The sequence below is a fragment of the Methylocella tundrae genome (assembly GCF_038024855.1).
In the GTDB taxonomy this organism is placed as follows: domain Bacteria; phylum Pseudomonadota; class Alphaproteobacteria; order Rhizobiales; family Beijerinckiaceae; genus Methylocapsa; species Methylocapsa tundrae.
Genome location: NZ_CP139089.1, coordinates 2,862,323 through 2,874,168, shown reverse-complemented (window position 1 = coordinate 2,874,168; position 11,846 = coordinate 2,862,323). Strand labels below are relative to the sequence as shown.

Annotated in this window: 8 protein-coding genes; 4 read left to right on the top strand and 4 right to left on the bottom strand. The window is 64.1% G+C overall.

What is annotated here, in order from left to right; translation table 11 throughout:
• Window positions 1–157 precede the first annotated feature (157 nt).
• The 4 genes from SIN04_RS15480 (at window position 158) to SIN04_RS15465 (ending at window position 5,308) form a co-directional block, all read left to right on the top strand.
• Window positions 158–514, top strand: coding sequence for a DUF2147 domain-containing protein (locus SIN04_RS15480; RefSeq protein ID WP_134490601.1), 357 nt, complete (start codon window positions 158–160; stop codon window positions 512–514).
• Window positions 515–739: 225 nt separating this feature from the next.
• Complete coding sequence (locus tag SIN04_RS15475; RefSeq protein WP_244605991.1) at window positions 740–3,142, top strand: ATP-binding protein; 2,403 nt, start codon at window positions 740–742, stop codon at window positions 3,140–3,142.
• Between the two features lie 31 nt (window positions 3,143–3,173).
• Window positions 3,174–4,337: an adenylate/guanylate cyclase domain-containing protein gene (locus tag SIN04_RS15470; RefSeq protein WP_244605833.1), complete on the top strand. Its 1,164-nt coding sequence runs from the start codon at window positions 3,174–3,176 to the stop codon at window positions 4,335–4,337.
• Between the two features lie 17 nt (window positions 4,338–4,354).
• The gene (locus SIN04_RS15465) at window positions 4,355–5,308 is read left to right on the top strand and encodes a M91 family zinc metallopeptidase (protein ID WP_134490597.1); all 954 of its coding nucleotides are present in this window, start codon (window positions 4,355–4,357) and stop codon (window positions 5,306–5,308) included.
• 71 nt (window positions 5,309–5,379) lie between these two features.
• On the opposite strand, the gene SIN04_RS15460 is transcribed toward SIN04_RS15465, so the two are convergent.
• The 4 genes from SIN04_RS15460 to SIN04_RS15445 form a co-directional block, all read right to left on the bottom strand.
• Window positions 5,380–5,811 (bottom strand): hypothetical protein, encoded by a 432-nt coding sequence (locus SIN04_RS15460; protein WP_341264041.1) that lies wholly within the window; start codon window positions 5,809–5,811, stop codon window positions 5,380–5,382.
• Window positions 5,812–5,816: 5 nt separating this feature from the next.
• A complete protein-coding gene (locus tag SIN04_RS15455; protein ID WP_341264040.1) occupies window positions 5,817–8,924 on the bottom strand; it encodes an efflux RND transporter permease subunit in 3,108 nt (1,035 codons plus the stop codon).
• Window positions 8,924–9,934, bottom strand: a complete 1,011-nt coding sequence (locus SIN04_RS15450) for an efflux RND transporter periplasmic adaptor subunit (protein ID WP_134490595.1) — start codon at window positions 9,932–9,934, stop codon at window positions 8,924–8,926. Before SIN04_RS15450 ends, SIN04_RS15455 begins: the two co-directional genes overlap by 1 nt.
• A gap of 136 nt (window positions 9,935–10,070) precedes the next feature.
• A complete protein-coding gene (locus SIN04_RS15445; RefSeq protein WP_341264039.1) occupies window positions 10,071–11,621 on the bottom strand; it encodes an SUMF1/EgtB/PvdO family nonheme iron enzyme in 1,551 nt (516 codons plus the stop codon).
• Window positions 11,622–11,846: the final 225 nt, after the last annotated feature.

The window sequence follows — 11,846 nt, the reverse complement described above, 5'->3', positions numbered from 1 at the left end:
GCGCGGCGGGCGCGTCAAGAACCCGGCAGTATGGCGGGGCGGCCGACCAGAAGAAGGCGCTGGTTCGATGCCGGGCTGTGTGCAAACTCACAAACGCGGAGGCCCGCGAACGCCATGGTGGCGGGACGTTTCGACCCATTAGCTCGGGAGAGCCGCCATGAAATGTCTCGCTGTCGCCGCTGCCCTTTTCGCCAACTTTGGCGCGCCGGCGATAGCGAACCCCGCCGGAGAGTGGCGCATCGCGGACGGCACGGCGAATGTCGCCATCCGTCCGTGCGGCGCCAATTATTGCGGCTATGTGTCCTGGGCAAAGGACGCGGACATGGTCGGCAGGCCGGTCCTGATCAGCATGAAGCCGAGCGGCAAAACATGGGCGGGCTCGATCCTCAACGCCAGAGACGGCCAGAAATATACTGGCCGCATGTCGCTGCGCGGCGAGGAACTGCTGCAGGTCGAAGGTTGCGTCCTCGGCGGAATGATCTGTGGCGGCCAGCAGTGGTCGCGGGTGAGGTAGACGCCTCCCCGCCGGGCGCCGGCTGCCGCCGGGGCGGCAAATGCTTTGGCTTTGGCGCCGGAGCGTAAACGCGCTAAATCTTATCTGGAGATAGCGCGGCGCCGCGGTCTTGACCGCGCAAACGCGGACGCAATGCATTTTCGATTTCACGGGATCGAAAAATCTGTCTATCTTTTTGTTTTATCGCATTTTCTTCATGCGAATGGAGGCCAGCTTCGCGTGAAAATGCTCTCAACGCGGGATGATGCTTTGAAGCCGGCCTTGACGGCGTCTCCCACAGATCTGTTGCGAAATCTGTTCCGGCAGCGGAGCCTGTTTGGGAAATATATCGCCTATTTTGTCGGACTTGTCGTCTTCGTCCTGACGATCAGCAGCGCGGTCGACGTGTGGATCACCTACCGCGACACGAAAAACATGCTGCTCCACGCACAAGGCGAGAAGGCTGACGCGGCGGCGCGGCGGGTTGAGCAATTCCTCGCCGAGCTCGAGCGCCAGATCAGCTGGGCGACGCGGGCGAGCGCCGTGACCGCCAACCAGCGCCAGGAAGATTATCGTCGCATTCTCGCGAACACGCCGGCGATCGCCGAAATCGCGCAGATCGACGGCTCCGGCAAAGAGGTCGTTACGCTCTCGCGCGACGGCGGCGTTCTCCATACGGGCGATGACTGGACGCTGACCGCGGCCTTCCGCGAAGCGCGGCTCGACTCCGCCTGGTTCGGCCCCGTCGTCTTCGCCTCGACCGGGCCGCGCATGCAGATCGCAATGGCCCATGCCGGCGAGGGCGCCGGCTTCACGGTCGCCGAGATCGAGCTCAAATATCTGTCCGATATTCTGAACGGCATTCAAGCCGGCCCCGGCATCTCGGCCTATCTGACGACCAGCGAGGGACGGCTCATCGCTCACACCGACACGAGCCTCGTCGGCAAAAACCTCGACATGTCCCGGCTTCCCCAGGTGCACGCGCTGAAAAAGTCGGATGCGCCGGTCGACATTGGCTCCGATCTCGAAGGCCAATCCGTGCTGAGCGCCGCGGCGACCGTGCCGCGCATGAACTGGCTGCTGTTTGTCGAACAGCCGGTGTCGCAGGCTTTCGGGCCCGTTCTCGCCCTGCTCGTGCGGCTCGCCTGGCTGTTTGCGCTGGGGCTCATTCTGTGCGTCGGCGCGGGAATGTTGCTGGCGCAACGCATGATGGGGCCGATCCGCGCCGTGCAGGAAGGAGCCTTGCGGCTCGCGGCCGGTGATTTCGACCACATGATCGAGGTCCATACCGGCGACGAGGTCGAGGTCCTTGCCGATGAATTCAATCGCATGGCCGCGCAATTGCGCGAATTCTACGCAAGGCTGGAGCAGAAAGTCGATGATCGTACCCGCGATCTCGCCCGCTCCGTGAGCGAGCTCAAGGCCCTGGAAGAGATCGGCAGGGCCCTCGCCGCTTCGCTGGAGCTGAGCGAGGTGCTGCAGACGGCCTTGACGCATGCGGTCGAACTCGCCGAGGCCGACGGCGGCGCCATCTACAGTTTCGACCGCGAGCGCAACGCCTTTCATCTCGCCGAGGCGCATGGCCTTGATCCGTCTTTCGTCGCCGCTCTGCGCGAGGTCAAGCTGACGCGTCTCGATGGATTGCTTGGCGAGGTCGCCGAGCACGGCCGCACGGTGCAGGTTCCTGAAATCGGCGACGTTCCCGGTTTTCCCTTGCGGGCGGCGACGATCGCCGCCGGCTTTCGTTCGGCTCTCGTCGTTCCGCTCATCGCGCCGGATGGAGTGCTCGGCGCGCTCCTCGTCGAGAGCCGCAGGCCAGGCCCTTTCGCCGCGAACAAGGTGAGCCTGATGCAGGCCTTCGCGCATCAGTCGGTTCTCGCCATGCGCAACGCGCGGCTGTTCCGCAAGGTTGAGGAAAACGGCCGTCAGCTCGCCATCGCGAGCGAACACAAGTCGCGATTCTTCGCCAATATGAGCCATGAACTCAGAACGCCGCTAAACGCCATTCTCGGCTACGCCGAGCTGCTGCGCGATGGCCTCTACGGCGACCTGCCCGACCGCGCGAAAGGCGTCCTCGAACGCGTGCAAAGCAATGGCGCCCACCTGCTCGGACTGATCAACGACGTGCTCGACCTGTCGAAGCTCGAAGCCGGCGAATTGTCGCTCGCGCTCGATGAATATTCCATGCGTAATATCATCGAACAGGTCGTCGGCACGACCTATTCGCTCGCCCACGCGAAAGGCCTGGAGCTCTCGGAGGAAATCGAGGAGCCGCTGCCGATCGGGCGGGGCGACGAACGGCGCCTCGTGCAGGTGCTTTTGAATGTCCTCAGCAATGCGATCAAGTTCACCGACGAAGGCGGCGTCACCATCAACGCGCGCGCCGTGGCCGATATGTTCGAGATCATCGTCAAGGATACAGGGCCGGGAATAGCGCCGGACGATCAGGCGCGGATCTTCGAGGCGTTCCAGCAGGGCGACAACACCAGCACGCGTCAGAAGGGCGGCACGGGGCTTGGCCTTTCGATCAGCAAGCGCTTCGTCGAAATGCATGGCGGGACGATCAGCGTCGCCTCGAAGCTCGGCGAGGGCGCGACATTCACCATTCACATTCCGATCCGGGTCGAACGGCAGAAGGCGGCGGCGTAGAGACGCGGCTCTGCAAAAAAGGGGGAGGCCAGTGCATAATCCGCCGCGCATTCTCGCCGTCGACGACGTCGCGGAAAACCTTGAGATCGTGTTCGTGCGCCTGCAGGCGCATGGCTATGAGATCATCACCGCCGCCGACGGAGAGGAAGGCCTCGCGAGGGCGCGTGAGCAAAAGCCCGATCTCATCCTTCTCGACATCATGATGCCGAAACTTGACGGCATATCGGTGCTGAAGGAACTGAAGCACGACGAGAGCCTTGGCTTTATTCCGGTCATTTTGCTGACCGCCAAGGCTGACCGCGCCGACGTCGTCGCAGGGCTCGACGCCGGCGCCGACGATTATCTGACCAAGCCTTTCGACCAGAGCGCGCTCGTCGCGCGCGTGCGCTCGATGCTGCGCATCAAGGCGCTGCATGATCTCGTTCAGGACCAGGCGGAAAAGCTCGCCGAACAGACGAAAGAACTTGCCGCCTTCAATGCGACGTTGGAGGCGCGCGTCAGCGAGCAGGTCGGCGAGATCCAGCGAATGAGCCGCCTCAAGCGCTTCCTGTCGCCGCAGATCGCCGATGTGGTGGCGGCGAGCGGCGACGCGCAGAGCCTTCTTGAGAGTCACCGCCGCGAAGTCACCGTGCTGTTTTGCGACTTGCGCGGCTTCACCGCCTTCACCGAGACCGCCGAGCCCGAAGAGGTGATGCGCGTTCTCAACGATTATCACGAAGCGTTGGGGGAGCTGATCGATCGCTATGAGGCGACGCTGGAGCGCTTCGCGGGCGATGGCATGTTGATCCTGTTCAACGATCCGCTACCCTGCGACAAGCATACCGAGCGGGCGGTGCGCATGGCGCTCGACATGCAGGCGACGATCAAGGCGCGCGCCAGCGTGTGGCGCAAACGCGGACACGAACTTGGCTTCGGCATCGGCATCGCGCTCGGCTTTGCGACGCTTGGACGGATCGGCTTCTCGCGGCGCTTCGACTATTCGGCGGTCGGCAGCGTCACCAATCTCGCCTCGCGCCTTTGCGACGAAGCGAAGTCAGGCCAGATCATCATACAGACACGGGCGTTTCACGCGGTCGAGGGACTGTTCGAGGCGCGCGAACTTGAACCCATGACTCTCAAGGGCTTTCGCCGGCCGGTTGAAGCCTTTGAGATACTCGGGGCGATGAAGCAGGAAGAAAAAAGCGCGGAGGCCTAGCTGATCGGGAGGGCGTCATGTTCTGGCCGCACTGGAAATATGAGGAATATGTAGAAAAGCATGTAGGCTGGGCCGATTCGGTCGAGTTGTTTGATCCCCATTCGGAGCGGCTCGACGAAACCTTCCATAACGTCCGCGTGACCTTTTATTCCATGCCGGACTGGATGGACTGGTATGACCTCACGCTCGATGATTCAGCATTCAAAATCTTCCATCACCGCTACAGGGCTGAGATGAAGGATTATAAGGCGAAACTGCGCCGCCAGTTTGCGCCGATCACAGGGGTGAGCGTAGGCAAGGCTTTGTTGAAAGAGCTCGGCTCCGTTCATCGCGTCGTAAAATTCCGTCCCAACTGGAATTGGGGCGATCCGCTCAATGCGGACACAGAGCCAAGAAGCGTCGCCCACCCCGAAAACGCCGATTGGATCCATTCGATGGCAAAGGGCGAGCGGTTCTATTTCCATCACAAGCGCCGGGTCGGCGCCGGCGGCGGCGCCAACTCGATCATTCGCTACACGCCCGAGATGTGGGGGCCAGGGGGCGCGGCGAAGTCGAAGGCGCCGGGCGACGATCCGGATGAAATCATCTTTCACGAGTTGATTCACGCCTCTCGACAAATGAGAGGCGTCCAGGAAAACAAGAAGGTCGATCGCGGATATGACGACGTGGAGGAATATCTCGCGGTTGTCATTTCCAACATCTACATGTCCGAGAAAGGAAAGACGGTTCTGCTCGGCGATCATGGCGACGCGACGCTGCGGCATCCGGAAAAATTCCTGGACAATGTGCAGCACGTCGATTTGACGCCGCGTCAACTGTTGCTGAATTTCAAAACCGCACAACCGGACTTCTTCCGCGATCTCGCAAATATCGGTCGAGGAGTCGCCGCCTTCAATCCGGTCCGCCAATTCGATGAAGAATTGAAGGCTGGCAGGGCGCTCGCCGATGTCATGCTCGACGCCGGCCGCTGAGATTTGGCCAGGGTCCGCGGCGTTGGCGCAAGGCGTTCAGCGTGGCCTTGCGCCGACCCGAGCGAGGCGGATTACGGCTGCTTCCCGGCGATATTGCGAAGAGCATTCATAAGATTTTCAATGGCGTCGCTCCGGGCCGTCCCTTCCATATAGATCAAAGTCATGGAGGGGCTGAGGCCCATCTGCTCCGCGGCGCTTTGCCTTTCCTCCGGACCGCCGGGCACGCCCTCGCTCACCAAAAATCTGATCCACGCCGCGTCGAGCGCCTCCGGCCCCTTCCCGCAATCAATCTTGTCGGGCAGATCGGGCGACTCTTCATCCTGAAGAATGGTGACGCCGCATTTGTCCTTAAGGTCCTGCACCGCGGCCTCGATGCTTTTAAGGTTCTTCGCCGCAAGCTCCGCCTTCGTCGGCGGAGCGCTTTCCTCGCCTGGCGCCGCAAGGCACCAAACCACTGTAAGAAGGGCTCCTCCCGCTATCCCTTTTTTGGTCAGCCAACGCATTTTGCTCACTCCTTTCCCAATATGCTCTTTGCTTCCCGCCGGGGCGTCGGCGCGCCCGAAGATCGCGCCGCCGCGAACCGCCGCCATAAGCCGCCGATCCCGCGTCCGGCGTCGTCCATCATGGCGAAGAACGCGGGAACGAAGAGTAGCGACAGCACTGTTGAGACAATAAGGCCGCCGATCACCGCGATCGCCATGGGCGAGCGGAATTCGCCGCCGGCGCCGATCGCCAAGGCGCTCGGCAACATGCCGGCGACCATCGCCACCGTCGTCATGATGATCGGCCGCGCGCGCTTCTTGCCCGCTTCGACGATGGCCTCTGTCCGCTCCATGCCGCGCTTCATGGCCTCGATCGAAAAATCGACCAGCATGATGGCGTTCTTGGTGACAATGCCCATCAACATCAAAATGCCGATGATGACGGGCATGCTGACAGGGCGTCCGGTGAGCAGCAGGCCGAAGATCGCGCCGCCGATCGAGAGCGGCAGCGAAAACAGAATGGTGACCGGCTGGAGAAAACTCGCAAAAAGAATGACGAGCACGGCGTAGACCATGACGAGGCCGTTGCGCATCGCCTCGGTGAATCCGTCGAACAGTTCGGCCATCGCCTCGGCGTCGCCGGATTTGCGCACTCTTATTCCTTTCGGCGGGTTTTTCATGAGCGGCAGATCATAGATCGCGGCTTCGGCCTCGCTCAGCGTCGCCCCGGGGGCGAGCGCCGCCTGTATCGAGGCTTCGCGTTCGCGATCGAAGCGGCTGATGGTCGCCTCGCCCTGGCCGAGTTCGACGGCGGCGATTGAGGACAAGGGCACGACGGCCCCGGTCGCGGTAGGGACGCCGATCGTCTCGAGGACGTTCTTGTCCGTCCGCGCGAGGCCGCCGAGTTGCGCCCGGATCGGGATTTGCCGCTCGCCGGCGTCGAATTTTGCCAGAGCGGGCCCAACATCGCCGATTGTCGCGATGCGGAGCGTCTCCGAAAGGCTCTCGGTCGAGACGCCAAGCCGCGCGGTAAGGTCGCGGTCCGGCTTGACCAGAAGCTCGGGCCGTTCCAGCGAGGTCGAGGCGACGACATTGGCGAGCGCCGGGACGCGGTTCATCTGGCCGGCGAGCTCGGCGGCGAAATTCGCCACCGTCACGGAATCGGGGCCGGTGACGACATAAGACACGGGGCGCTGGCCATAGTCGTCGACGAACCAGCTGCGGATGTCGGGCAAGGCGTCGAGCTCGCGGGAGATTTCCGTCTCGAGCTCGCGCACGCTCTTCGTGCGCTCCGAGCGCGGCCTGTAGTTTACGACCAGCGAGGCCTTGCGCACGTCGGAGGTGCTCGGCGGAACATGGCCGCCGTCGATAAAGACATGCGTGATCTCGGGACGCTTGCGCAGCGCGCGCGCCACTTCATCGGCGATGGCCTGCGTCTGCGACAGATCGGAGCCGGAGGGCAGCTCGATCGCAAGATGCGAGCGGCTGGCGTCCTGCGTCGGCTGGAAATCGGTGCCGATCAGTTTGGTGCTGAGAATCGACAGGGCGAAGAGGACGAGCCCGATCCCAACCGTGCGGTAGCGGCGGCGCACCGACCAGGCGACCAGCCGCCCATAGCGCTGCGTTAGCTTGCCTTCCGCCGTTTCCTCGCGCCCTTGCGTCTTGAGGAAATAGGCGGCGAGCATCGGCGTGATGAGGCGCGCGGCGAGCAGCGAGAACAGGACTTCGGCCGAGACCGTCAACCCGAACTGCTTGAAATATTGCCCGGCGATATTGCTCATGAAGCTGACGGGGGCGAATACGGCGACGATCGTCAGGCTGATCGCGACGACGGCGAGGCCGATCTCGTCCGCGGCCTCGATTGCGGCCTGATAGGCCGATTTCCCCATCCTCATATGGCGGACGATATTCTCGATCTCGACGATCGCGTCGTCGACGAGAATGCCGGTCGCCAGCGTGATCGCGAGCAGGCTGACAAGGTTCAGCGAGAAACCCAGCATATCCATGACAAAAAAGGCGGGCAGGATCGAGAGCGGCAGGGCGACCGCCGCGATGACCGTCGCGCGAATGTCGCGAAGGAACAAAAACACCACCACGACGGCGAGGATCGCGCCTTCGAACAGTGTGCTCATCGCCGAATGATAATTGCCGAGCGTATAGGCCACCGATGTGTCGATCCGCTTCAGGGCGACGTCGCGATGGGCGGCTTCGAGTTCGGCGATGCGCTTTTCGACTTCGGCCGCCACCGCCACGTCGCTCGCGCCTTTCGAGCGCTGGATGCTGAAAGCGACGATCGGCTCGCCGTCGAGGCGCGCGAAGGTGCGCGGCTCGGCGATGGTGTCGGTGACGACGCCGAGTTCGTCGAGGCGCACGGCGCCCCCGCGCGGCAGGCTCATCATCGCGCCGGCGAGTTCATCCAGCGTGCGCGCGCCCGCCAGCGTGCGGATCGACTGGATCTGGCCGCCAAGCTCGGCGCGCCCGCCGGCGAGATCAAGGTTTGATCCGCGCAGGCGCCGACTGACGTCGGCCGCCGTGAGGCCAAAGGCGGCGAGCCTTGCGGGATCGAGCGAGACGAGAATCTCGCGGTCGACGCCGCCGATGCGTTCGATATTGCCGACGCCGCGCACCTCGAGGAGCCTGCGCTCGACGACGTCGTCGATGAAATTCGATAATTGTTCCGGCGTTTTGCCAGGCGCGATGGCGGCATAGGTGAGGATGCTCGCGCCGACGACGCCGACCTGCCGGATCAAGGGTTCGCTGATGCTGCGCGACAGCTGCCCCCTGATGCGCGTGATGGCGTCCTTGACGTCGTTCAGCGCGCGGTCCGTATTGGCGTCGAGCGCCAGCGTGATCGTCGTCGCCGAGACGCCGTCGGTGACTTCGCTGAGGATATGGCGCACGCCTTCGACGCCGGAGACGGCGTCCTCGACCGGCCGCGTCACCTGCGTTTCGAGTTCGGCCGGCGCCGCGCCGAACTGGGTGATGACGACGGTGATGATCGGTTGATCGACGTTCGGCAGCAGCGTCACCGGCAATTTTTTGAAACTCGCCGCTCCGAGGGCGAGGATCACCAGCGCGAAGACGATCGCCGGCAGCGGACGCCGGATCGAATAGGCCGAGACATTGATCGTCATCAGGGGGTCTCCGTCGCTTTTCCGGCGTCCTCGCGAAGGACCGGAGAGACGATGTCGCCGTCGCGAAGAGAGGCGCCGGCGTTGGCGACGACGAGATCGCCGCTGTGCAGCCCGGCTTCGATTTCGGCGTCGCCGCCGGCGATGAGGCCGACCTTCACGCGCACGGTCTCGATGGCGCGCCCGCGCACAACCTGCACGCTCGCGCCCTCGCTGGTGTAGGACAGCGCGGAACGCGGGATCGAGACGCCGCAGCTGTGGCGCGCATCGATCGTCGCACGGATCAGGCGCCCGACGCGCAGCGCGGGGTCGCGTTCGAGGGCGAGCCGGACCTGACCCATTTGCGTCGCAGCATCAATCTCGGATGCGATCCTGCGCACGCGGCCGGTCATGTCGCGGCCGTCATCGGTCTGCACCCGCGCGCTCTGGTCTTCCTTGATCTCGGCAAGATAGACGCTCGAGACTTGCGCCACCGCCTCGATCAATCCATCGACCGCGAGGCGAAACAGCGGTTCGGCGCGCGGCGAGGCGATCGCTCCGATGCGCGCGCTTGATGCGACGATCGAGCCGGCGGCCGGCGCGCGCAGCACGATCGAGGCGGGCGGGGCGGCTTGCCCTTGCGCGGCGGCCTGCTGCGCCGCGGCTTGCGCATAGGGGCTTGGGCTCTCGACGCGGTCAAGGCGGACGAGAGGCTGCCCCTCGGCGACGACATCGCCCTCGCTGGCGAGGATTTCGGCGACGGCGTAGCCTTCCTGCGTCAGCACGACGACCGCATCGGAGCGCGGCGCTAAAAAACCCGTCGCGTGGATCCCCTCCGAGAAGCAGGCGGAAGCAGCCTGCGCCACGCTAACGCGAATCCCCGCCGACTCACTGCCCGCATCGCCCTCCTGCCGCCTCAAATCCTGCTGCGCCGCGGCGGGATCCAGCCGGACGAGGCCGAGCGCAAAGGGAAACGCCAGGGCGAGCGCGGCTGCGAAAGACCATCTGAAAGGCAAAGCGCGCAAAAAGGTCATGACGGGCTTTTCCTAAGTCTGCGGATGCAGGGCGGGCGGTCGAAGCAAGGAAAAGTTGAGGCGAACCGGTTAAATCAGAATCGAATCGATCGAAGGCGCAATGGGTTGACAGCTTGCGGCAAAGCCGGATCGGCGATCAAGGGAGATCGCGCACAACCCGAAAGCCGTTTGTGTAATAGCGCAGCTCGGCGTCGTAGAGAAAGCGCGAGGCGGAGCGGACATAGCGCGGCCCCGCGTCGAATGACCCCCCGCGCACGACGCGCTGCTTGCACGGGCCATCATGCGCGACGCCTCCATCGCGCGGCGCGCCCTCGTAGTTCTCGCTCCAGCAATCTTCAACCCATTCGGCGATATTGCCGGCGGTGTCGAAGAGGCCAAAGGCGTTCGCGGTATAGGAGCCCGCCGGCGACGGCAGGCCGGCGCCGCCGCAGCCACGGCAATTGGCATGGCCGCTTCCGGCTTCGTCTCCCCACCAGAACCGCGTCAGGGCGCCCGCGCGGGCGGCATATTCCCATTCCGCCTCGCTTGGCAGCCGATAGGGATGACCGCTCTTGCGGGACAGCCAGTCGAGAAAGCGATGCGCATCGCTCCAGCTGACTTCGCCGACCGGGCCGTCATTATGGTCCCGGCCGCGATCATCGGGGCGCCAGCCGGCGCAGCCGCCATCGGCGATGCAGGCGTCCCACTGCGCGAAAGTTACTTCGACGCGGCCTATCGCAAAAGGCCGGCCGATTGTGACCGAATGTACCGGCTGTTCGGCGGCAAAATCCTGCGATCCCATGGCGAAGTCCCCGGCCGGAACGATGACGAGCTCGGGACAGGCGGCGCAATCGCGAAAGACCGCTCCAGGCTTTGCGTCTTGCGGCGGCCCGAGTTGGACCGCGCCCGCGTCGGCCTTCGCGTCGGCCGGCAAATCCGGCGTCCCGGATCCGGATTTCAGGAAAAACGGTTCCGTCAGCGTCGACTTCACAACAGGCGTCTGCTGGTTGCTGGTTGCGCGCGCAACGCCAAGCCGGGTGTGGTTGAAGACATCGTCGGCGCGGGCGTCGGGCGAGCGTAGTTCCTTCAAAAGCTCGCCGATGAACATGTTGCTGTCGCCGTCGACGACCTTGCCCGGCTCTGCGGATGACAGAAGCAGGGTCTGCGGCGGCGGATCGATCGCGCCAAGGCCTCCCGACAGACTGCGGAAACGGCGTTCGAAGGGATTTCGCCGGGAGGCGTCGAGAATCATGATCTTGACCTTGGCGCCGGCCTTATCCATCGCGGCTAAAATCGCGTCGACGCTGATCCCCTGGTCGCGAACGTCGGCCTCCGTCCAGATGTTGGCGTCGATGGGGATGAGATAGGTCGTCCCTTTCGCCTCGACGCCGTAGCCGGAAAAGAAGAAAAGCGCCGCTGAGCCGGGCTTGATCGTTCCCGTGAAGGCGTTGATTGCGCCGCGCATGGCGTTCTGGCGCAGGTTTGCGGCGATGCCGACGTTAAATCCGATGCGCGTCAGTTCACGCGCGAGACTCTGCGCGGAGCTGAGAGCGGGGGCGGAGGGCAGGCCGCCGGACGCATAGGCGGCGTTGTCGATGACAAGCGCCGATCCGGGCGGCGGCGGCGCGTCGGTCAATTCCTCCGTTGCCTGAGCCAATCCGGGCTGCGCCTCGAGCGCGAGACTGATGACGAGGCTGAGGAGGACCATGAGACAGGCGCGCATGAGACCCGCGGGGGCGTGGCAGGACAATTCTCCGCGCCGGAACGCGGGAGACGCATGAGCGATTTGGGGCGCCCAGGCGTCCTCGATGCGAGGCTAGCACGCGTCGCCGGAAAGTCTATGCTCGGCGCCGTCTCGCCCTGGCTCCGATGCGCGGCGAAGCGCGCGCTTGTTGCGACGCGCTCGCCTCGCGACTGCTTTACTTCCCATTGG

Coding starts and splice junctions, on each gene's coding strand:
- SIN04_RS15480 (WP_134490601.1), top strand. CDS start 158: ATGAAATGTCTCGCTGTCGCCGCTGCCCTTTTCGCCAACTTTGGCGCG.
- SIN04_RS15475 (WP_244605991.1), top strand. CDS start 740: ATGCTCTCAACGCGGGATGATGCTTTGAAGCCGGCCTTGACGGCGTCT.
- SIN04_RS15465 (WP_134490597.1), top strand. CDS start 4,355: ATGTTCTGGCCGCACTGGAAATATGAGGAATATGTAGAAAAGCATGTA.
- SIN04_RS15460 (WP_341264041.1), bottom strand. CDS start 5,811: ATGCGTTGGCTGACCAAAAAAGGGATAGCGGGAGGAGCCCTTCTTACA.
- SIN04_RS15455 (WP_341264040.1), bottom strand. CDS start 8,924: ATGACGATCAATGTCTCGGCCTATTCGATCCGGCGTCCGCTGCCGGCG.
- SIN04_RS15450 (WP_134490595.1), bottom strand. CDS start 9,934: ATGACCTTTTTGCGCGCTTTGCCTTTCAGATGGTCTTTCGCAGCCGCG.
- SIN04_RS15445 (WP_341264039.1), bottom strand. CDS start 11,621: ATGGTCCTCCTCAGCCTCGTCATCAGTCTCGCGCTCGAGGCGCAGCCC.